Source organism: Allobosea sp. MMO-172, assembly GCF_037147855.1.
Taxonomy (GTDB): domain Bacteria; phylum Pseudomonadota; class Alphaproteobacteria; order Rhizobiales; family Beijerinckiaceae; genus Allobosea.
In genome coordinates this window covers 16,248-38,122 of record NZ_JBBCUM010000015.1, presented here as the reverse complement: position 1 = coordinate 38,122, position 21,875 = coordinate 16,248, and the positions used below count along the sequence as shown (strand labels likewise).

Genomic DNA, 21,875 nt, shown 5'->3' with positions numbered 1-21,875 from the left:
GCGCCCGGCCGCGGTGCTCAAGCCAGGTTGATCACGAGTCCACGCAGCTTGACCGCTTGCGATCCGAGCTGTGCCTTCAGGCGCTCGGCCATGGTCCTGGCGGATTTATCGTCGCGCGCGACCAGCACGATATCGTCCACCACCTCGGCGAAGCGCCCGATCAGGCCGTCCGCCTTCACAGGGCCGCCATCCACGATGACCGGCCCGAAGCGATGCGTCGCCGCGAAGGCGCCCGTCCGCAGCGAGCCGGCGCCAGCCGGCGGGATCACGCCCGCATAGGGCATGAAGGTCAGGCCGGTGCCCTCGTCCTTCATGATTGCGCGGCCGAGCGCCGCCTGACCGGACATGACATCGCCGAGCCCGACCGATGCATCCGCCGCAAAGTCCGGCGTGAGGCCATGAGCACCGCCGGCGGCATCGACCAGCAGCGCCGGCAGGCCCGACTGCGCCGCATCGAGCGCCAGATTGAGGGCGAGCGTCGTCGCACCCGCCTGCGGCTCCAGGCCGACGACCAGGATGCGGCGGCGCTGCTCGCCGCCTGCGGCGCCGGCCAGCGCGCGACGGGTCGCGGCAATGGCGGTTGCGAAGCCGGATTGCGGCTTGTCGATGACATCGACGAGATGGGCCTGTCCCTGGAAGACCGAGCGCGCCTCGGCCACGTCGCGCCGCCAGCGGCGGTTGCGCACCTGCGGGATGGTGCCGAGCCTCGGCAGGGAAACCGGCTCGGAAACAGGTTGCGGGGCTGCTTCGGGAACAGGCGCGGCGTCCGGAGGATTGGCGGCGCGCTTCGCCGAGCCACCCGGGATCGCCATGAGGCGCCGCCAGTTCACCGGCCTTGCCCCGGTCTGGGCCGGCTGCGGCGGCGGCGGAGGCGGCTCGGGCGTCGCCGCCGGGGGTGGCGGCGGCGTCACTGCGACAGCCCGCCCAGGCTCCGGGGCTGGGGCTGGGCGCTCGCTCTCGACCGGTTCGGTGGTGGCAACCGGGCGCGGCGCGCGGCGCCAGAACGGCTTGCGCCTCGGAGTCGGCGGCGGCTCCGACGGGCGCGGCGCGGCGAAGATAGCGAGGCCCAGCGCGAGCAGGACGCCCGCGCCGCCACCGCCGAAGGCGCCGAGCAGCGCCAGCGTCCTGCGGCTGATGCCGCTCCTCTCCAGCGGCGGCATGGCCGGGCTGATGACGCGGGCATTGGTGGTGTCGATCCCGCCGAGTTCGCCCGTCTCGCGGGCGCGCCTCAGGAACGCGTCATAGATGGCGCGCGAGGATTCGACCTCGCGCTCGAGCTCGCGCAACTGCACCGAGGCCCGGCTGGCGGCATATTGTCCGGCGGTGAGCTGCTCGACGCGGCGGGCCAGCTGACGCTCGGCCTCGACGGCACGGTCGTATTCGGCCTTGGCCGCGCGCCCGATGCGGGCAAGTTCGTCATTGATCTGGCGGCGGGCATCGCGCACCTGCGACTGTGCCGAGGCGAGCGCCGGATGACGCGCGCCGAGCGAGGAGACGAGATCGGCTTCACGGGCCAGCGCCGCGCCGAGCTGGGAACGCAAGGCGGTCATCGTGTTGGAGGCGACGGCTTCCGGAATGGCTCCGGCCTCGATGCTGGAGGCGCGGGTGCCGGCGATCTGGTCGTATTTCGCCTTGGCCTCGGTCGCACGCGTGCGGGCGGCGACGAGCTGCGCATTGTTGAGCGAAAGCTGCTCCTCACCCAGCGAACGACCACCGACGCCAACGATATTGTTGGCTTCCTTGTATTTCTCCGCCTTCTCCTCGGCGATGCGCAGGCGGTTGCGCAGTTCCTCAAGGCGGCTGGTCAGTGCGGATGTCGCCTTCTGCGCGGCTTCGGCGCGCACCGCGGCCTGGTCTTCCAGATAGGCCTCCGCCAGCGCATTGGCGATCCTGGCCGCCTTGTCCGGATCCCGCGCCGTGGCGGAAATGTCGATGACGAAGGTGCGCTCGCCGCGGCGGACGGAGACCGTACGATCGAGCGCCGCCAGCGCGTAGAGCGTCGCTTTCGAGGACGGACCGGTATCGGTGCCCAGCAAACGCGCGAGAAAGCCCGCCGAGGCTCCGCCGAAATCGGGGTCGCGATCGAGGCCGAGTCGCTCCACGACCCGCGACTTGATGCTGTCGGAGGCGATCACGCGCGCCTGGCTTTCGAGATAGCCGGTGATCGAGGTCGGATCGCTGCCGACGGCGTTGGGAGCAACGTCGTTCTGGAGCACGCGCAGATCGCGCGGATCGATGAAGAGCTGCGCGGTCGAGACGTATTTCGGCGCCATCAGCAGGCCGGCGAGAATGGCGAGCGCCAAGCCGAGCACCGCCATCAGCACGATCAGCCCGCGCCGCGCCCAGAGCGTCCCGAGAATCCAGGCGGGATCGGCGAGCCGCGCAAACTGCGCAGGCACGGAGGCAGCCGGCCGCTCGCGGCCGTCCGGCTTGTCCTGTGCTTCGCTCGTGGCGGGCCCGGTGGTGAACATGACGCTAGGTTTCACTGTCCCGTATCACGCGACCCCGCGCCGGTAGCGCTCGAGCACGGCCATCATCGGCTTGGGCCGGTAATCGGCATCAAGCGGCAGGGGCCGGGCACGGGCATCGTCCTTGCGCGGGAAGGTTTCGTGAATCCATGAATAGCGGTCGGTCAGCCCCCAGGTGACGATCGCCTTCGGCCGCTTGGCCGAGACCACCGCCTCCAGGAAGGTCGAGACCAGGGCGGCCGCAGTCCTGTCGCGCTGCGCCGCGTCGGCGGGCTGCTTCCAGTCGATGACGTCGAGCTCGGTGATCTCGACATCGAGACCGAGCGCATCGAGATCGCGCATGAAACGCTGCACGCCGTCCACGTCGATGCCCTTGTCGGCATAGAGATGGGCCTGCATGCCGACGCCGTGGACCGGGATGCCCTTGTCCTTCAGGCGGCGGCAGATATCGAGCGCGATCCTGCGCCGCGCGGCGGCGCTGGGGACCGGCTCCTCGAAATGGTAGTCGTTGAGGACGAGCCGGGCCTTCGGGTCGACCCGCGCCGCCGTGCGGAAGGCGATCTCGACATGCTCCGGCCCGAGCAGGCGCTGCCAGATCGTGTCGCGCCAGGGCTGGCCGGGCTCGGGCTCGTATCGGATGACCTCGTTGACCACGTCCCAGGTCGCGATCCTGCCCTTGTAGCGATCGACCACGTTCTCGATGTGCTTGACCAGCTCGCGCTCGGCCTCGGCCCGCGTCGTCATCTCCCTGGTCCAGCTCGGCAGCGCCTCGCCCCAGAGCAGCGTATGGCCGCGCAGCACCTTCCCGTTCGCCTCGGCGAAAGCGACGAGCTCGTCGGCGCCGGAGAAATCGAAACGCGCCTTGTCGTGCCGCAGCGCCTCCCATTTCAGGTCGTTCATGGGAACGATGACATCGCAATAGCGCTTCAGCGCGTCGCGATAGCGCACGTCCCCGCGGAAGGTGCCGATCTCCGCCGCGGAGCCGAGCGGGATCGGCCGCACGGTGGACGCAGCGGTGCCCGTCATGGCGCCGGTCAACAGACAGGCGGACGCGCCACGCAGCACGCCGCGGCGCGTCTGCAAGGCCTCATTCGGGTCCGGTTCGGCTTTCCGCTTGGTCAATCGGGACGCTTCCGTGTCGTTTAGGGTCGTTCAACGCCTCTGGTCTAAGAGGTGATCGTCATGCTGCAACGCAAAGGCACGCGATGGGCCAGCCGTCGCGGAAACGGGTCATGCTGCCGGATCGCGCCACCATCTTCGCCTACCTCACCATCCTGAGCGGCTCCGCCGGCCGGCTCGTGATCTCCCTTGTCTACTTCCTCATCGTTGCGAATACGTTGACCCTCGGCGAATTCGGTCTGTTCGCCACGGCGTCCTCGACCGGGCTCATCCTGTCGCGGCTGCTCGCCTTCGGATTCATCTCGCCGCTCTACCGGGTCGCCACCGTCAAGCCGCGGCTGCTTGGCGCCTATCTCTCGGGCTTCGCGGGCCTCTCCGCCCTGTCGCTGCCGCTGATCGTCGCGGCGGCCGGCGCGGCCTATCTGCTGCTCTTCGCGGAGCGCCTCGCGCTCCTGCCCTTCGCCGTCATCATCGTCGCGGAAGTGCTGGGCTGGCGGCTCGTCGAGGTCGTCGCCATCGTCAATAACGGCCTGCGGCGCTTCCGGCAGGCGGCGCTGCTCGTCGTCATCGGCTCCGGCCTGCGAACGATCGCGGCCCTGCTCTTCGCCGGCTTCGGCCATGCCAGCCTGGAGATCTGGGCCTTCGCCTATTGCGGGGCGACCATGGCGAGCGCGCTGATCGCGTTCGTCGCGTTCCTGCCGAGAGCGCGCTGGCGCTTCGTGCGCAGCCTCTATCCGCGCCGCATGGCGGACGCCGTCTTCGCAGGCACGGCCGATATCGTGTTCTATGTCCAGTCCGAGCTCGACAAGCTGCTCGTGCTGGGGCTTGCCGGCGAGCGCACCGCCGGCCTCTACGCCATCGCGCTCAGGGTGATCGACCTCACCGCCATGCCGGTGCGCAGCTTCAACCAGATGCTCGTCCAGAAGATCATGACGGATCGCGGCATCGGCGGTTTCAAGCGCCTGGCGGCCTATGAGGCCGGCATCGCGCTGGTCTCGATCGGCGGACTCGTCGCTGTCATCGTCGCGCTGATGCCGTTCCCGAACCTGCTCGGGCGCAATGTCTCGGAAGCGACCTATCTGTTCGCGCCGATGCTGCTGGTCCCGGCCTTCCGCAATCTCGTCGAGTATCACGCCGAGCTGCTCTATGCGCGCGAACGCACGGGCTCGCGCATCGCATTGCTGAGCCTGCTGACGGGCCTGAAGGCGCTCCTGATCTCGGCGATCATGCTGCGTTTCGGCTCGGACGGTGCCTGGGCAGTCTGGATGAATGCCGTCTTCGCGCTGGTCTATGTCGCCTCCGCGGCCTTCACCTACAGGCTGCTGGCGCGCGCGCAGGCGTGAAATCAGCTCCGGGCCTGCCGCTCGAACAGGTCTCGGATCCGCTCCAGCGGCTGATCGATGAAGGACTGCACGGCCACGGCGACCTGCCAGGGCTCCAGAACCTCCTCGAAGGACTCGAGCTGCTCGAAGCCGGCCACGTCCTCGCTGAACCAGTAATACTTGCAGAGCTCCTGCGGGGCTGCCCAATGCCCCGCCGCTTCCAGGCCGAGCAGGCGCTCGACATAGCAGCCATAGATAACATACTCGGAAAAGCGGCGCCGGCCGGCGATGGCCGATACCCAGTCCCGCCCGCTGCGGCGCTCGACATGGTCGAGGAGGTCGAGCACGACCGCGCGGCGCCAGCTCACCATGTTGATGTAGTCGGGGCTCGGAAAAACCGGCCTGCCGAGACCGAGAAGCGAGGCCGCGTTCTCGCACCATGGCACATGCCGTTCTCGCATGTCGGAAGTGATCGCGCCGGGCTTGCTGTAGAGCCGGATCTTCCCGTCCTGTTCCAGGCTCGCCAGATCGAAGGGCCGCACGAAGAGCATGTCGGAATCGGCGAAGAGGATGACATCCTCCGAGCAGGCCTTGGCAATGGCGAATTTCCGAAGCTGCTGGGCATGCCAGCCGCGCAGCGGCGGGATGCCGCGCGCCAGCGCCTGCACCCCAGTCCAGAGCCGGCGCTTGCCGAAACTCAGCGGATCGGGACGCGGCTTCAGCCAGCCTGGCAGCAACTGCGATTCCGGCAGGATGCGCCGGCGCGGCCCTTCGAGATCCCGGAAGAGCGGGACGTCGCGATCCTCGATCAGGAGATAGTGGACCGCATGGCCGGTGACGAAGCGATCGACGCTGGCGCAGAGCAGCCGGCAACGCTCGATATCGCCCCTGTAGCTCGGTGTCGCCAGGGCATAGGTCGCGCTCAACGCCTGTGTCTCACCCGCTTCGTCGGCCGCCCGTGGCATATTGCCGGGCGATGCGCAGGAGGAAAGCGGGATTTCCGAGCACATAGCGCCGCCAGAGCCGGCGTGGTTCGAGCCAGAGGCGGAACATCCATTCGAGCCGCAGCTTGCGCACGAGCTCCGGCGCGCGCTGCACCTCGTCGGCGAAGAAGTCGAACAGCGCACCGACACCGGCGGCAACGGAGCAATGCTGCGGACCGAGCTTGTCGGCGATGAAACGTTCCTGAATCGGATTGCCCATGGCCACCAGCAGCAGGTCCGGACGGTCCGCCTTCAGTCCATCCAGCAGGAGCGGCTCCTCTTCGGCCGTGAAATAGCCGTGCGAGACCACGCTGAAATGGTGCTCCGGATAGCGCTGCGTCAGCCGCGCGACCGCGCGATTGGCGACGCCGGGCCGGCCGCCGAGCAGGGCGATACGCAGCGGGCGCCGGACCTCGGCGAAGAGCGAGGGGAAGAAATCGGTGCCGTTGAGATTCGCCGGGAAGGGCTTCCCATAGAGGAGCCAGCTGCCGAGATCGACGCCGATACCGTCGGCGAGCACGAGGAAGGTCGCGAGGCTGCGCTGCAGGGCGGCATTGCCCGCGGCGACATTCACCAGGTTCGCGTTGCAGAAGGCCAGCTTCACATGGCCGCCGGTCGACATCGCATCGACCACTTCGGCGACCGCCGCGTCGCGCTCCATCACCGCGACGCCGATGCCGCCGATGTCGCGTTTGGCATAGCCCGGACGCTTCCGGCTTCCGGCTTCGCTGGCGATCGTGATGGAGGCGGTTGCGCGCACGATAATCTCGATGAGAGGCACACGGCCCATTCAGAATGGCACCATTCTCTTGGTCGCCCCGGCCTTGGGGTCAAGGCAAACCGGGCTGAAAGGTGAATGGCTTGTTCCTGCCATACACGCAGGCTCGTTAACGACTATCCTCTTGCAGCAACAAGGCTTTGTACCGGACCGGGGCGATAACGCCGACCGCAGCGTTGCTCCTCGCGGGCACGGCGTCGTTCCGGCACAAATCCTGCCCTGACCGGCACGGGAGAAACGCCACCCTGCCGCGATCGTTCCGCCATCGTCCTTAACGATTTGCATGGCCGCCCTGCACATTTCTCCGAAACGGCCGCGCCCTCTGGCCGGTCCTCATCGGGCCAGTTAGGGTTCGCGTCGCAGAAGACGTTCGAGAGGGCTGGGCATGAACCAAATCGATTTAAAAAAGCGCGTCGCCATCGTAACCGGCGGGGCGCAAGGTATCGGCCGCGCCGTCGCCGAGCGTTTCGCCCAGAGCGGCGCGACGGTCGCGATCTGGGATGTCGATGCGGCTCTCGCAGCCAAGGCCGCCAGCGAAATCGGCCATGGCGCGATCGGCGTCGGCGTCGACGTGACCGATGCCGACGCCGTCCAGAAGGCGAGCGACGCGCTGGAAGCCCAGCATGGCAGCATCGACATCCTCGTCACCAGCGCCGGCATCGCCGGGCCCAACCACAAGACCTGGGAATACCCGCTGGAAGACTGGGCCCGCGTCATGAAGCTCAATGTCGACGGCACGCTGCATTGCTGCCGCTCGGTCATCCCCGGCATGGTCAAGCGCAACTACGGCCGCATCGTCCTGGTCGCCTCGATCGCAGGCAAGGAGGGCAATCCCAACGCCTCGGCCTATTCGGCCTCGAAGGCGGCGGTGATCGCGCTGACGAAGTCGCTCGGCAAGGAGCTCGCCGACAAGGACATCGCGGTGAACTGCATCACCCCGGCGGCGGCGCGCACCCGCATCTTCGACCAGATGAGCGAAGAGCATATCGGCTACATGCTGGCGAAGATCCCGCGCGGGCGCTTCCTGCTGCCCGACGAGGTCGCCGCGATGGTCGCCTTCCTGGCCTCGGCCGAGAACAGCTTCACCACGGCGGGCGTGTTCGACCTCTCGGGCGGCCGCGCGACCTACTGAAGCGAGGGCGAGCGGGGGGCGGAGCATGCCGCCGGGGAGAAGCTGCTTGGCGAAATTGCCCGTCGCAGTTTTCAGAACCCTGATCTAGCTTGGCGGCATGACGCAGACGCTCCCCTCCGCCGCCGTCCTCGGTGCCCGTGCCTTCGCCGCGCTGGCCGGCCTCAACCGCTTCAGCGACGAGCCCGGCAAGCTGACGCGGCTCTATCTCTCGCCCGCGCACAAGCAGGCGGCGGAATGGGTCAAGGGCGCGATGGAGGTCGCGGGGCTGACCGCCTTCATCGATGCCGCCGGCTCGGTGCAGGGGCGGCGCGAGGGCACCGTGCCGGGTCAGCCTGCGGTGCTGATCGGCTCGCATATCGACACGGTGAAGGATGGCGGGCGCTTCGACGGCAATCTCGGCGTCGTCGCCGGCATCCTGGCCGTGCAGGCGCTACGCGATGCCGGGATCAATCTGCCCTTCCCGGTGGAGGTAATCGGCTTCGGAGACGAGGAGAATGTCCGCTTTCCCACGCATCTCTCGACCTCCGAAGCGCTGGCGGGGGCCTATGACCCGGCCTGGCTGGAGGCGCGCGACAGCGAGGGCGTGAAGCTCGGCGAGGCCCTGGTCGCCTTCGGCGGCAACCCGGCAGGGATCGCGGCGCTGGCGCGCAAGCCCGGCTCGATCCAGGCCTATCTCGAAGTACATATCGAGCAGGGGCCAGTACTGGAGGCGGAGAACGAGCCGGTCGGCATCGTCACCGCCATCAACGCCCAGAGCCGGGCACGCGTGCGCGTCACCGGCGAGGCGGGCCATGCCGGCACCGTGCCGATGGCGCTGCGCAAGGACGCGCTGACCGCGGCGGCCGAGATGGCCTTGGCGCTGGAGCAGATCGCCGGCGCGCATGAGCTTGCGGTCGGCACGGTCGGCGTGCTCCGGCCGGAGCCCGGCGCGACCAATGTCGTCCCCGGCGCAGCCGAGTTCACCATCGATTTCCGCGCGCCGAAGGACGAGACGCTCGCGGCGATGGATGCGGAAATCCGCAAGCGCTTCGCCGCGATCGCGGAGCGACGCGGCGTCGGCCTTGAGATCATCCCCTATGCCAACGCCGCGGCCGTGCCGATGGAGCCCAGGCTGCAGGATGCCCTCGCCGCCGGCATCGCCCGCACCGGAAGCAATCTCGCCGGCCGGCGCCTGCCTTCAGGCGCCGGACACGACGCCATGGCGATGGCGCAGGTGGCGCCCGTCGCCATGCTCTTCGTGCGTAACGAGAAGGGCATCAGCCACTCGCCGCTGGAGAACATGACCGAGGCGGATGCCGGCATCGCCATCCGCGTGCTCATCGAAACGATTCTGGAACTGGCCGGGCAGTCACAGTAGAACGATTCCAGCCGCGACACCGCGCACCATTCCGCAAACGGCCCGAAAGGCCTAGGAGAGGCGCGCCGCAGGAGGCTGGAATGGATTTCGAGAGTTTCTTCCGCGAAGAGCTGGACGGGTTGCGCCGCGAAGGCCGCTATCGCGTCTTCGCCGATCTGGAACGCCAGGCCGGCCGCTTTCCGCTCGCGACCTATCATGGCGAGAGCGGCCCGCGCGACGTCACCGTCTGGTGCTCGAACGACTATCTCGGCATGGGCCAGCATCCGAGGGTGCTCGCCGCGATGCACGAGGCGCTCGACGGCAGCGGCGCCGGCGCCGGCGGCACGCGCAATATCGGCGGCACCAACCATTACCACGTCCTGCTGGAGCGCGAGCTCGCCGACCTGCACGGCAAGGAAGCCGCGCTGATCTTCAATTCCGGCTACGTCTCGAACTGGGCCTCGCTCTCGACGCTGGCCGCGCGCATTCCCGGCTGCATCGTGCTGACGGACGGGCTGAACCATGCCTCGATGATCGAGGGCATCCGCCATTCGCGCGCCGAGAAGCACATCTTCGCCCATAACGACCCGGCCGATCTGCGCCGGAAGCTCGCGGCGCTCGACCCAAATCGGCCGAAGCTGATCGCCTTCGAGTCGGTCTATTCGATGGATGGCGACATCGCGCCCATCAAGGAATTCTGCGACATCGCCGATGAGTTTGGTGCGATGACCTATATCGACGAGGTCCATGCCGTCGGGCTCTACGGCGCGCGCGGCGGCGGCATCTCGGAGCGCGAGGGGCTGACCGACCGGCTGACCCTGATCCAGGGCACGCTGGCGAAGTCCTATGGCGTGATCGGCGGCTATATCACCGGCTCGGCCGCGCTCTGCGACTTCATCCGCAGCTTCGCCTCCGGCTTCATCTTCTCCAGTTCGTTGCCGCCGGCCGTGGCGGCAGGAGCGATCGCCGCGATCCGGCATCTCAAGGAAAGCTCGGCCGAGCGCGAGCGCCAGCAGGACCGCGTCGCGGCCTTGCGCGCCAGGCTCGATGCGGCCGGCATCCCGCATCTGGCCAATCCCAGCCATATCGTGCCGGTAATGGTCGGCGAGGCGAAGGCCTGCAAGGCAATCAGCGACGAATTGCTCGCCCGCTTCGACATCTATGTCCAGCCGATCAACTACCCGACCGTGCCGCGCGGCACGGAGCGGCTGCGGATCACGCCCTCGCCCTTCCATTCCGACGCCGATATCGACGCGTTGGTGGCGGCGCTCGGCGCGATCTGGGCGCGGGACGGGCTGAAGCGGGCGGCCTGAGGCCGCTCAGCCGTCGTTCTCTGGCGGAGCGAAGCGCAGGCCCGAGAACTTACGGACAAAAAGGCGTCTGGGGCCCCTTCCGGCACGAGATGCCCGGGTCAGGCCCGAGCATGACGCCTTGTGATGCCCAACAATCTCAGAGATTGAAGACGCGGTGGGGGACGAACTCGCCGTTCTGGACAGAACCCGTCGAGACCAGCGTGCCCGCGCAGGTGGCATAGGCAGCTTCCAGCTCGATCGGGGCTCCGGCGCCGCGCAGCAGGGCGCTCTGGCCGCGCTTGAGGCGGGCGGCGGCGTCGCGGTGAAGCACGATCTCCGGGATCAGCGTCAGCGCCGCCTTGACCGGCTGGAGGGCCGTCAGCGCGCTTTCCGGGCTCTCGCGCAGGGTCTCGACACTGGCGGCGTCCGCGACCGTGAACGGCCCGACGCGGGTGCGGCGCAGATGCGCGACATGGCCGAGACAGCCGAGCGCGAGGCCGAGATCGCGGGCGATGGCGCGGACATAGGTGCCCTTGCCGCATTCGGCCTCGAAGGTCGTGGTGGCGCCGTCATGGCTGACGATGCGCAGTGCATCGATCTCGACGGGGCGCGCTTCCAGCTCGACCTCCTCGCCGTCGCGGGCGAGGTCATAGGCACGCTCGCCGGCGATCTTGATCGCCGAGAACTTGGGCGGCGTCTGCAGGATCGTGCCGGTGAAGCGCGGCAGCAGGGCTGCGATCGCGGCCTCGTCCGGGCGCTTGTCCGAGGTCGCGATGACGCTGCCCTCGGTATCGTCGGTATTGGTCTGCGTGCCCCAGGCGACGGTGAACTGATAGGCCTTGCGGCCATCCATCACGAAGGGGACGGTCTTGGTTGCCTCGCCGAGCGCGATCGGCAGCAGGCCGGAGGCCAGCGGATCGAGCGTGCCGGCATGGCCGGCCTTCTTGGCGCCGAAGGCGCGCTTCACGACGCTGACCGCATGGGTCGAGGTCATGCCGATCGGCTTGTCGAGGATGACCCAGCCATGGATGTCGCGCTTCTTCGGACGCGGCGCCAAGGCGGCATCCTGGTTCGGGGCGGCGTCGGAGGGATTCTCAGCGGTCATCGTCACGGTCGTCTTCGGGCGTCTGGTCTTCTTGGTCCTGGTCGATCCTGAGGCGCTGGACCTGCGTGTCGCGGCGCACGGCCTCGGTATCGAGCAGCGCATCGATGCGCTCGGCCTCGGCGAAGCTCTCATCGGCACGGAAACGCAGGTCCGGCGCGTATTTCAGGTTCACGCGATGGGCGATCTCGCCGCGCAGGTAGCGCTTGTTGGCGTCGAGCGCCTTGAGCACGGGCGCGATGTCCAGCCCGCCGAGCGGCATGATGTAGCAGGTCGCGAGCTTGAGATCCGGCGAGAGGCGCACCTCCGGCACGGTCACGACATGCTTCGCCAGCACGTCGTCATGGATATCGCCGCGCGCCAGCATCTCGGCCAGCGCATGGCGGATCAGTTCGCCGACACGCAATTGCCGCTGGGACGGGCCTGAGGGTTTTGCAGGTTTAGCCATGATACTCGTTTCTCCGGGATCGGACCGGACCAAACGCCCCGGCGGGCCTGGCCCACCGTCTCAGGATGATAAGGCGCTGGACGCGCTCTTCTCGTCACGAGATGGCCGGGCAGTGCCCGGCCATGACGCGCTGTTTCAGGAAGCGCAGCCTTCAGAGGCTGCGCTTGATCTCTTCGACGCGATAGCACTCGATCACGTCGCCGGCACGCATGTCCTGGTAGTTCTCGAAGGCCATGCCGCATTCCTGGCCGGCCACGACTTCCTTGGCATCGTCCTTGAAGCGCTTGAGCTGGCCGAGCTTGCCCTCGTGAACCACGACGTTGTCGCGGATCAGGCGGACATTGGCGCCGCGCTCGATCGTGCCGTCGGTGACGCGGCAGCCGGCGATCTTGCCGACCTTCGAGACGTTGAAGATCTCGAGGATCGTCGCGTTGCCGAGCATGGTCTCGCGCAGCGTCGGCGCCAGCAGGCCCGACATCGCGTCCTTAACGTCATCCATGAGGTTATAGATGATGTTGTAGTAGCGGATCTCGACGCCGGCCCGGTCGGCCGCCTCGCGCGCTTCCTTATGGGCGCGCACGTTGAAGCCGACGACCACCGCGCCCGAAGCCTGGGCGAGCGTGACATCCGACTCGGTGATGGCGCCGACACCCGACGACAGCACGCGGGCGCGCACCTCGTCGTTGCCGACCTTCTCGAGCGCGCCGACGATGGCTTCGACGGACCCCTGCACGTCGCCCTTGACGACGAGCGGGAACTCCTTGCGGCCGGCGCCTTCCTTGAGCTCGCGCATCATCTCGGCGAGCGAACGGCCGGCGCCCGAAGCCGCGCCGCGGGCGGCGAGGCGGTCGCGACGCTGACGCTCGCGGTAATCGGTGATCTCGCGGGCACGGGCCTCGGACTCGACCACCGCGACGCGGTCGCCGGCCTCGGGCGTGCCGTTGAAGCCGAGAACCTCGACCGGCATGGAGGGCGGAGCCTCCTTCACCTGCGCGCCGGTATCGGCGATCAGGGCGCGGACACGGCCCCATTCGGCACCCGCCACGACGATGTCGCCGGTGCGCAGCGTGCCGCGCTGGACGAGAACCGTCGCGACCGGGCCGCGGCCACGATCGAGCTTGGCCTCGATGACCGTGCCTTCGGCGGCGCGATCGGGATTGGCCTTGAGGTCGAGCAGTTCGGCCTGAAGCGAGATCGCCTCGAGCAGCTTGTCGAGGTTGTGGCCGGTCTTGGCGGACACCTCGACTTCGAGCGTCTCGCCGCCCAGCGTCTCGACCTGGATCTCGTACTGGAGCAGTTCGGCGCGGACGCGATCCGGGTTGGCGTCGGACTTGTCGACCTTGTTGATCGCGACGATCAGCGGCACGCCGGCCGCCTTGGCGTGATGGATCGCCTCGGCCGTCTGCGGCATGACGCCGTCATCCGCCGCGACGACCAGCACGACGACGTCCGTCACCTTGGCGCCGCGGGCGCGCATGGCGGTGAAGGCGGCGTGGCCGGGGGTATCGATGAAGGTCACCTGGCTGCCCAGCGGCGTCGTCACCTGATAGGCGCCGATATGCTGGGTGATGCCGCCGGCCTCGCCGGTGACGACCTTGGTCTTGCGGATCGCGTCGAGCAGCGAGGTCTTGCCGTGGTCGACATGGCCCATGATGGTCACGACCGCCGGCCGCGACTCCAGGGTCTCATCGGTGTCCGGCGTGTCGAACAGGCCTTCCTCGACGTCGGATTCGGCGACGCGCTTGACGGTGTGGCCCATTTCCTCGGCGATGAGCTGGGCGGTATCGGCGTCGATCACGTCGGTGATCTTGTGCATCGCGCCCTGCTTCATCAGCAGGCGGATGACGTCGACGCCGCGCTCCGTCATGCGGTTCGCGAGTTCCTGGATGGTGATCGTCTCGGGGATGATCACCTCGCGCATCACGCGCTCTTTCTGGGCATCCGACGCACGATGGCCGGTCATGCGCTGCACGCGCCGGCGGAACGAGGCGACCGAGCGTGTCCGCTCATCGTCACCACCGGTGGCGGTGGCGAGCGTCAGACGACCGCGGGGCTTGTCGTTGGTGGTCTTGGGCGTCTTGGGCGCGGCAGGAGCCGGGCCACGGCCGGGGCCGGCACTCAGGCCGGGACGGCGGAAGGCGGCCTTGACGTCGACATCATCCGAGCGATTGCGGGTGGTGTTGGCCGAAGGCGCCTGGCGAGCCGGACGCGCAACGGCCGGCTCGGCCGGAGCCGAGGTGTCGAGCCGCGGCGGACGCGGCGCATCGGAACGCGGCGGGCGGCCGTCGAGCCGCGGCGGGCGGGCGCCGGTGTCGCGCATCGGCGGACGCGAGGTGAACTCGCGCGGGCCGGACGGGGCCGGGCGGCCGTAATACTGGGTCGGCTGCGGCGCAGGGGCCTGAGGCGCAGGCGCGGCCTCGCGAGCCTGCGGCGGCGGAGCCGCCGGGCGGACCGGCTGCTCGTCGCGCTGGCGCGCGGCCATCTCGACGCGGCGCTTCTGGTCGTCTTCCTGACGGCGGCGCTCTTCCTCCTGCCGCTGACGGGCGGCGGCGGCTTCACGCTCCTGGCGCTCGCGCTCAGCGGCGGCGGCGCGCTGGCGCGCCTCGTCCTCGGCGATGCGGCGGGCTTCGGCCTCGCTGCTGCGAGCCTCCGAAAGGGCGCGCTGCCGGGCATCCTTCTCCTCATCGGAGAGGGTGCGCAACAGCATGCTGGTGGCCGGGCGCTGGGGCGGCTGCGGGGCCGCGGGGCGCGGCGCGGCAGCCTGCGGAGCCGGAGCCTGCGGCGCACGCGGCGCGACGGGCTCCTTGACCTCGTGACCGGCGGCGCGGCGCTTGACCTCGACGACGACCTGCTTCGAGCGCCCATGCGAGAAGCTCTGGCGAACAGTGCTCTGCTCGACAGGCCGCTTCAGCGACAGGGTCTTGGGCGGGTTGACGGAGAGTGTCTTGTCGCCCGGGTTCTTGGTATCGGTCATTCCGCGTTCGGTCCTGCCGGTTCGGTCGTGTCTTCGGTGTCGTTCTGGTCGGATGCGGCGGTATCGTCCGTCCGATACCGGACGAGCCGACGCCAGCGGGAGAGCACACCCTCGGCCGCCGGTCCCGGAGCAAGCGCGGCATGTATCACATGTGCCCGCCCCAACGCCAATTCCAAATCCGCCGCCGCGAAAATCGTGACGACGGGCAATTCGCGGGCCTTGAGCCCTTCGGCCTCGCGCGCCGCGCCAAGCCGCCTGACGGCCTGGCCGATCTTGCGCTTGCCGTCCTCGGCGCCGTCGCTGGCAGCGATAACGCCGACGCAGCGGCCGGAGCCGATCAGGGCCTCGACCTTGGCGAAGCCCGCGATCACGAGCCCCGCCTTGTTGGCCATCGAGAGCGCCTGCAACGCATCGCGCAGCATCAGCGCATCGATCATCTCCGGAAGGTCGGCGGGAACCGCGACCTTCGCCTTGAGCGAGCGCTCGAAGGCCTTGCGCTTGATCGCCTCGGCCACCGTCTTGCGGCTGAGGCTCGCCCAGACGCCACGCCCGGGCAGCTTGCGCCGGAGATCCGGCACCAAACTGCCGTCGGGTCCCGCGACGAAGCGGATCAGATCGTCAGGCGCCTTCACGGCCCGCGTCACGACGCAGCTCCGTTCCGGTCCCTCGTTCCGAGCCGCCTTCATCGCGACGATCCCGCTCAGGCCTCGGCCGCCTCGTCGGCTTCCGCCTCAGGCTCCTCGGCCGGCGCCTCGACCCAGCCCGCGTGGATACGGGCGGCCATGATGATCGCTTCCGCGTCCTGGCGCGACAGGTCGAACCCGTCGAGATAGCCGGAGTGACGGGTGGTCTCGCCGTCCTTGCGCTCGGTCCAGCCGACGAGATCGTCCGTGGCGCAGCCCGCGAGATCCTCGACGGTCTTCACATCGTTCTCGCCGAGCGCGACCATCATGGATGTGGTGACGCCATCGACCTCGCGCAAGGCGTCCTCGACACCGAGCGCGCGACGCTTCTCGTCCAGCTCCGCCTCGACGGCGGCGAGATGCTCCTGGGCGCGGCTCTGGATCTCGCCGGCGGTGTCCTCGTCGAAGCCCTCGATCGAGGCAAGCTCGGCGAGGTCGACATAGGCGAGCTCCTCGACATTGCGGAAGCCTTCCGAAGCCAGGAGCTGGCCGACCGTCTCGTCGACGTTCAGCGCGTTCATGAAGAGGTCGGTGCGCTGCACGAATTCCTTCTGGCGGCGCTCCGACTCCTCGGCTTCGGTCAGAATGTCGATATCCCAGCCGGTGAGCTGCGAGGCGAGACGCACGTTCTGGCCGCGGCGGCCGATGGCGAGCGAGAGCTGCTCGTCGGGAACCACGACCTCGATCTTGTCGGCCTCCTCGTCGAGCACGACCTTGGCGACTTCGGCCGGCTGCAGGGCGTTGACGACGAAGGTCGCGACATCAGGCGACCACGGGATGATGTCGATCTTCTCGCCCTGGAGCTCGCCGACCACGGCCTGCACGCGCGAGCCGCGCATACCGACGCAGGCGCCTACCGGATCGATCGAGGAATCGCGCGAGATCACGGCGATCTTGGCGCGCGAGCCCGGATCGCGGGCGACTGCCTTCACCTCGACGATACCGTCATAGATCTCGGGCACTTCCTGGCCGAAGAGCTTGGCCATGAACTGCGGATGGGTGCGCGACAGGAAGATCTGCGGGCCACGCGGCTCGCGACGCACGTCGTAGACATAGGCGCGGGCGCGATCGCCGACCTTGAAGGTCTCGCGCGGGATCATCTCGTCGCGGCGGATGATGGCCTCGCCACGGCCGAGATCGACGAAGACATTGCCGTACTCGACGCGCTTGACCGCGCCGTTGACGATCTCGCCGATGCGATCCTTGTACTCGTCATACTGGCGGTCGCGCTCGGCCTCGCGCACCTTCTGGACGATGACCTGCTTGGCCGACTGGGCGGCGATGCGGCCGAAATCGAAGGGCGGCAGCGGATCGGCGATGACGTCACCGACCTGGGCGGCCGGGTTATGGCGCTTGGCCTCGTCGACCGTGATCTCGATCGCCGGGTTCTCGACGGTCTCGACGACCTGGAGATGGCGGGCGAGGCGCAGTTCGCCGGTCTTGGTGCTGATCTCGGCATGGACGTCCGTCTCGATGCCGTAGCGCGAGCGGGCAGCCTTGGCGATCGCGTCCTGCATGGCGTCGACGACGATCTGGCGATCGATCGACTTCTCGCGGGCGACCGCGTCGGCGATCTGCAGCAGTTCGAGCCGGTTGGCGCTGACGACCATGACGCTCACTCCTCTTCGTTGTCTTCTTGCGGGGCCTGCGTGTCGGCCTTCTTCGGCCGCGGTCCCAGCGATTTCCCTCGGCCCTTCTTCGGGCCGGCGATGTCATCGGCCGGCGGCATTTCCGGCGGCAGGCCGGACTTGCCGCGGCGCAGCGCCTCGGTGATGAGCGCGTCGGTCAGCACGAGACGGGCCTCGGCAATGGCGCGCATTGGAATCGCGACGTCGCGCTCTTCCTCGCTCTTGGCGTCGTCGCGCGTCAGCAGCGCATCCTGGCCGGCGGCGCCGCGCAGAATACCACGGAAACGCTTGCGGCCGGCGACCGGCTCGCTCGTATCGATCTTGGTGAGATGGCCGGCCCAGCGCTCGAAATCGCTGGCGCGCACCAGCGGCCGGTCGATGCCCGGCGACGAGACTTCGAGGTGGTAGGCCGCCTGGATCGGGTCGTCGACGTCGAGCGCCGGCGAAACCGCCTGGCTGATCTCCTCGCAACCCTCGACATTCATCGTGCCGTCCGGCCGCTCGGCCATGATCTGCACGGTGCAGCCGTTCTGGCCGGTGACGCGTACGCGCACCAGTCGATAGCCGAGATCGATGATCGCCGGCTCGATAATCACGGCGACGCGCGCCGCCACGCCGCTCTCGACGACGAGGCGGGGTTCGTGATCGGCTGCCGCTGCCGGCTCTTGGGTGGGTTCGCTCATGGCCTGAGACCGTTCCGTCTGCCTCCGGCGGGTCGCGGCCAATAAAAAAGAGCGGGCCGGTGGGCCCGCTCTTGATCATCGGCGTTAACCGATACCAGAGCTGTTGGCCGCTATTTAGTCCGCATCGCCCCGATATGCAAGCTCGGTTGCGGCGGCGCTAACCCGATGGTCACCCTTCGCGTGCCAGATTACGCAACGGGATACCGGTTGAGGACTTGGTATGAGTGCGGTCGGCTCGCTGCTGCGAGATCTCGAATCCACGATGCTGCGCGGCTCGAGCGACGAGCGCGCCGACATCCTCTCGCGGCTGACGGACCTGTTCCTGGCCACGGCCGTCCATATGGACGAGGAGCAGGTCGGCGTCTTCGACGTGGTGATCGGACGCCTGTCGCGCGCCATCGAACTGCGCGCCCGCGTCGAATTGTCGGAGCGGATCGCGCCGGTGCCGAACGCGCCGAGCGGCGTCATCCGCCAGCTCGCGCTCGACGAGATCGCCGTGGCGCGTGCCGTGCTCGTGCAGTCGCCGCGCCTGAACGACCAGGACCTCGTCGCCGTCTCCGCGGCCAAGGGGCGCGACCATATGCTGGCGATCACCGAGCGGCCCGAGCTCGGCGAGCCCGTCACCGATTTCCTGATCCTGCGTGGCGGGCGCGTCGTCACCCATGCTGTCGCCGCCAACCAGACCGCGCGCTTCTCCCGCCACGGCATGGGCGTGCTGGTGATGCGGGCGGCGCAGGACGATGCGCTCCAGGCGACGCTGGGCCTGCGGCGCGACATCCCGGCCGAGCTCGTCGCCCAGCTGATGGCCGCCGCCAAGGATTCGGCGCGGCGGCGCTTGAGCGAAAGCCTCGAGCCGACGCTCGCAGGCGATGTCGACAGCGCGGTCGAGCGCGGGGCAGATGCCATCGCGGCCGGCGGCCAGATGCCGGGCGAGCTCGGCGCGATCAGCGCGGCGCTCGTCGAAATTCGCGAGCTCAACGAAGCCGGGCTGCTCGACGAGGCCAAGGTCCGTGCCTATGCCCTCGAAGGCGCGACCGAACATGCGATCTGCGGTGTCGCCGTGCTGGCTCAGCTCGGCCTGCCGGCGAGCGAGCAGATCATCCTCGGCAGCGACCGCGAGGCCGTGCTGCTGGTGGCCCGCGCGCTCGGCTGGTCGTGGGACACCACCGCAGCGCTGATCTCGCTGCGCAAGGATTTCGGCAAGTCGCAGGCGGCGGTCGACCGCGCCCGCGATAGCTTCCGCAATCTCGCCCAGGGCACCGCCCAGCGCGTGCTCGGCTTCCTCAGGATGCGCGACGCAAAGCCGTGAGATAGCTGGAGATGCGCCCTTCGCGCACCGCCTTCGCCTCGTAGCGGGTGCGGATCCAGCCGGGATAGGGCGTGCGCCAGTCGCCCGGGCGCTCGTCCGTCCAGTCGAAATCCGGCGAGGCCATCAGGCGCGACAGCGTCCAGCCGATATAATCGTCGATATCGCTGGCGAAGCGGAAGCGCCCGCCGGCCCTCAGTGCACGGGCGAACAGGCCCAGCGTATGCTCGGAGACGAAGCGGCGCTTGCGCTGGCGGCGCTTCGGCCAGGGATCGGGATAGAGCAGGTCGATCGCATCGAGGCTGCCGGCCGGAAAGCGCGGCAGCAGGAGCGCGGCATCGTCGTCCCAGACGCGGATATTGGTCAGCCCCTCGCGCTCGACCACGGCCAGGAACTTGGCCATGCCGTTGATGAAGGGCTCGACGCCGATGAAGCCGATCTGCGGGCTCTCGCGCATCCGCATCAGCAGATGCTCGCCGCCACCGAAGCCGATCTCCAGCCTAACGGCCTCGACAGGCTGCGGAAACAGCGCCTTGAGATCGGCGATCTCGCCTTCCGGCAGGCGCAGGCGCGGCAGCACATGCTCCATCAGATGGCTCTGGCCGTCACGCAGGGCCTTGCCCTTGCGGCGGCCATAGAAGGCGCGGTCGTTGTCGTGCTCGGTCATGGCCCCGCCTTGGCTGCTTGGCACGCGGACATCAAGCCCCTCCAGGCCACAGCCCAAACAAAAACCGGGGCTCGCGCCCCGGTTTCGTGGTTCACCCATGCCTGAAGAATCAGGCGACGGCCTTCTTCAGCGCGTCGACGAGATCGGTCTTCTCCCAGGAGAAGGAACCGTCGCGGCCGGCCTTGCGGCCGAAATGGCCGTAGGCCGAGGTCTTGGCATAGATCGGCTTGTTGAGGCCGAGATGGTTGCGGATGCCGTTCGGCGAGAGATCGACCAGCTTGCCGAGCACGTCCTCGAGCTTGGCCTCGTCGACCTTGCCGGTGCCGTGCAGGTCGACATAGATCGATAGCGGCTTGGCGACGCCGATGGCGTAGGAGAGCTGGATCGTGGCGCGGTCGGCGAGCTTGGCCGCGACGACGTTCTTGGCGAGATAGCGCGCCGCATAGGCGGCCGAGCGGTCGACCTTGGTCGGGTCCTTGCCCGAGAAGGCGCCGCCGCCATGCGGAGCCGCGCCGCCATAGGTGTCGACGATGATCTTGCGGCCGGTGAGGCCGGCATCGCCGTCAGGACCGCCGATCACGAACTTGCCGGTCGGGTTGATGTGCCAGACCGTGTCCTTGGAGATCCAGCCATCCGGCAGCGCCTGGCGGATATAGGGCTCGACAATCTTGCGGACGTCGGCCGAGGACAGCTTTTCGTCGAGATGCTGGGTCGAGAGCACGATCTGGGTGACGCCGACCGGCTTGCCGTTCTCGTACTTGACGGTGACCTGGCTCTTGGCGTCCGGGCCGAGCTTGGCTGCGTCGCCCTCGCCCTTCTTGCGGGCGAGCGTCAGGGTCTCGAGGATCTTGTGGGCGTAATAGATCGGGGCGGGCAGCAGCTCGGGCGTCTCGCGGCTGGCATAGCCGAACATGATGCCCTGGTCGCCGGCACCGACATCCTTGTTGCCGGACTCGTCCACGCCCTGCGCGATGTCGGCCGACTGCGGATGCAGCAGCACGTCGATCTTGCACTTCTTCCAGTGGAAGCCGTCCTGTTCGTAGCCGATGTTGCGGATCGCCTTGCGGGCGGCCGACTTCACCTTCGACTTGATCTGCTTCTCGTCGAGATGGGTGCGGACCTCGCCGGCGATGACGACGCGGTTGGTGGTCGCCAGCGTCTCGGCGGCGACGCGGACCTTGGCGGGCTCATAGCCGGCCTTCACCGCTTCTTTGAAGAACAGATCGACGATCTCGTCGGAGATGCGGTCGCAGACCTTGTCGGGATGCCCCTCCGAGACGGACTCGCTGGTGAACAGGTAATTCTGGCGTGACACGGTCGGGGATTCCCTGAATCGGCACATGGAAAGGCCGGCGCTGAACGCCGGCCGATGGACACATGGTCATTGCAGCGGACGCGTTCGCCGTCAAGCGGAATATCCGCTTATCGGGAGGATCGTTCGTCACACCGAACAAAGAGAGAGCGATATCACGCCGTTCCGGCGTCTTCCTCCGCCAGCGCCTCGACGAGATCGATGATTCGCCGGCGCACCCGGCCGCTCTTGATCCGCGTGAAGGCCTTGGTCAGCTGCACGCCTTCGCTGGTGGCGAGGAACTCGGAGATATAGGTCGTCGCGGCCGAATCGGCGAAGCCGAGCTCCGGCATGTCGCCGGTCGGTGCGCCATCGAAGAAGAAGGAGACCGGCACGTCGAGCATCTTGGCGATCTGCTGCAGGCGGCTCGCGCTGATGCGGTTCGAGCCCTTCTCGTATTTCTGGACCTGCTGGAAAGTCAGCCCCAGCGCCTCGCCGAGCTTCTCCTGGCTGACGCCCGCGAGCATACGACGCATACGAACGCGACTACCGACATGTTTGTCGATCGGATTCGGGACCTTCTTGATCATGATTCACCCTGCTTAGGCATCAGTGTCATGACCAGGAGCCGCCATCCTGGTCGGCGCGGTAATCGTCCCTTTA

Annotated in this window: 17 protein-coding genes and 1 pseudogene; 5 read left to right on the top strand and 13 right to left on the bottom strand. The window is 68.3% G+C overall.

Annotated features, from left to right (window positions below; all coding sequences use genetic code 11):
* Window positions 1-17: 17 nt before the first annotated feature.
* Entirely contained in the window at window positions 18-2,471 is a 2,454-nt protein-coding gene (locus WFK61_RS20300) for an exopolysaccharide transport family protein (RefSeq protein ID WP_336813891.1), read from the bottom strand.
* A 24-nt stretch (window positions 2,472-2,495) separates the two neighbouring features.
* Window positions 2,496-3,590, bottom strand: coding sequence for an endo-1,4-beta-xylanase (locus tag WFK61_RS20295; protein WP_336813890.1), 1,095 nt, complete (start codon window positions 3,588-3,590; stop codon window positions 2,496-2,498).
* 110 nt (window positions 3,591-3,700) lie between these two features.
* Here WFK61_RS20295 and WFK61_RS20290 point away from each other — a divergent pair, with 110 nt between their 5' ends.
* The gene (locus WFK61_RS20290) at window positions 3,701-4,930 is read left to right on the top strand and encodes a lipopolysaccharide biosynthesis protein (protein WP_336813889.1); all 1,230 of its coding nucleotides are present in this window, start codon (window positions 3,701-3,703) and stop codon (window positions 4,928-4,930) included.
* Window positions 4,931-4,932: 2 nt separating this feature from the next.
* Here the strand turns inward: WFK61_RS20290 and WFK61_RS20285 are convergent, their stop codons facing one another.
* Together WFK61_RS20285 and WFK61_RS20280 are read right to left on the bottom strand one after the other, a co-directional pair.
* Entirely contained in the window at window positions 4,933-5,835 is a 903-nt protein-coding gene (locus WFK61_RS20285) for a DUF6492 family protein (protein WP_336813888.1), read from the bottom strand.
* Between the two features lie 10 nt (window positions 5,836-5,845).
* Entirely contained in the window at window positions 5,846-6,652 is an 807-nt protein-coding gene (locus WFK61_RS20280; RefSeq protein WP_336813887.1) for a WecB/TagA/CpsF family glycosyltransferase, read from the bottom strand.
* Window positions 6,653-7,055: 403 nt separating this feature from the next.
* On the opposite strand from WFK61_RS20280, the gene WFK61_RS20275 reads away from it, so the two are divergent.
* From WFK61_RS20275 to hemA, 3 genes are all read left to right on the top strand, one after another.
* Window positions 7,056-7,802 (top strand): SDR family NAD(P)-dependent oxidoreductase, encoded by a 747-nt coding sequence (locus WFK61_RS20275; RefSeq protein ID WP_336813886.1) that lies wholly within the window; start codon window positions 7,056-7,058, stop codon window positions 7,800-7,802.
* A gap of 97 nt (window positions 7,803-7,899) precedes the next feature.
* Window positions 7,900-9,159 (top strand): allantoate amidohydrolase, encoded by a 1,260-nt coding sequence (locus WFK61_RS20270; RefSeq protein WP_336813885.1) that lies wholly within the window; start codon window positions 7,900-7,902, stop codon window positions 9,157-9,159.
* 80 nt (window positions 9,160-9,239) lie between these two features.
* A complete protein-coding gene (gene hemA / locus WFK61_RS20265) occupies window positions 9,240-10,451 on the top strand; it encodes a 5-aminolevulinate synthase (RefSeq protein WP_336813884.1) in 1,212 nt (403 codons plus the stop codon).
* Window positions 10,452-10,587: 136 nt separating this feature from the next.
* Here hemA and truB read toward each other — a convergent pair whose 3' ends face one another.
* From truB to rimP, 6 genes and pseudogenes are all read right to left on the bottom strand, one after another.
* Window positions 10,588-11,535: a tRNA pseudouridine(55) synthase TruB gene (gene truB, locus WFK61_RS20260; protein ID WP_336813977.1), complete on the bottom strand. Its 948-nt coding sequence runs from the start codon at window positions 11,533-11,535 to the stop codon at window positions 10,588-10,590.
* On the bottom strand, window positions 11,525-11,980 hold the full coding sequence (gene rbfA / locus WFK61_RS20255; protein ID WP_336813883.1) for a 30S ribosome-binding factor RbfA: 456 nt from the start codon (window positions 11,978-11,980) through the stop codon (window positions 11,525-11,527). The genes truB and rbfA overlap by 11 nt, the downstream gene beginning before the upstream one ends.
* Before the next feature lie 151 nt (window positions 11,981-12,131).
* Window positions 12,132-14,954, bottom strand: coding sequence for a translation initiation factor IF-2 (gene infB / locus WFK61_RS20250; protein WP_336813882.1), 2,823 nt, complete (start codon window positions 14,952-14,954; stop codon window positions 12,132-12,134).
* Complete coding sequence (locus tag WFK61_RS20245; RefSeq protein ID WP_442896342.1) at window positions 14,951-15,598, bottom strand: RNA-binding protein; 648 nt, start codon at window positions 15,596-15,598, stop codon at window positions 14,951-14,953. Before WFK61_RS20245 ends, infB begins: the two co-directional genes overlap by 4 nt.
* Window positions 15,599-15,654: 56 nt before the next feature.
* Window positions 15,655-17,247, bottom strand: coding sequence for a transcription termination factor NusA (gene nusA / locus WFK61_RS20240; protein WP_336813880.1), 1,593 nt, complete (start codon window positions 17,245-17,247; stop codon window positions 15,655-15,657).
* Window positions 17,195-17,948 (bottom strand): annotated as a pseudogene (gene rimP, locus WFK61_RS20235) (ribosome maturation factor RimP); the annotation flags it as partial. The gene nusA and the pseudogene rimP, both read right to left, overlap by 53 nt.
* A gap of 220 nt (window positions 17,949-18,168) precedes the next feature.
* On the opposite strand from rimP, the gene WFK61_RS20230 reads away from it, so the two are divergent.
* A complete protein-coding gene (locus tag WFK61_RS20230) occupies window positions 18,169-19,257 on the top strand; it encodes a DUF2336 domain-containing protein (RefSeq protein ID WP_336813878.1) in 1,089 nt (362 codons plus the stop codon).
* On the opposite strand, the gene trmB is transcribed toward WFK61_RS20230, so the two are convergent.
* The 3 genes from trmB to WFK61_RS20215 all read right to left on the bottom strand — a co-directional run bounded on the left by trmB (window position 19,232) and on the right by WFK61_RS20215 (window position 21,802).
* Entirely contained in the window at window positions 19,232-19,921 is a 690-nt protein-coding gene (trmB, locus tag WFK61_RS20225; protein WP_336813877.1) for a tRNA (guanine(46)-N(7))-methyltransferase TrmB, read from the bottom strand. The genes WFK61_RS20230 and trmB overlap by 26 nt on opposite strands.
* A 109-nt stretch (window positions 19,922-20,030) precedes the next feature.
* The gene (gene metK, locus WFK61_RS20220; RefSeq protein WP_336813876.1) at window positions 20,031-21,236 is read right to left on the bottom strand and encodes a methionine adenosyltransferase; all 1,206 of its coding nucleotides are present in this window, start codon (window positions 21,234-21,236) and stop codon (window positions 20,031-20,033) included.
* A 152-nt stretch (window positions 21,237-21,388) separates the two neighbouring features.
* Window positions 21,389-21,802 carry a helix-turn-helix domain-containing protein gene (locus WFK61_RS20215; RefSeq protein WP_257733069.1) on the bottom strand — a complete coding sequence of 138 codons (414 nt, stop codon included), beginning with the start codon at window positions 21,800-21,802 and terminating at the stop codon, window positions 21,389-21,391.
* Window positions 21,803-21,875 lie beyond the last annotated feature (73 nt).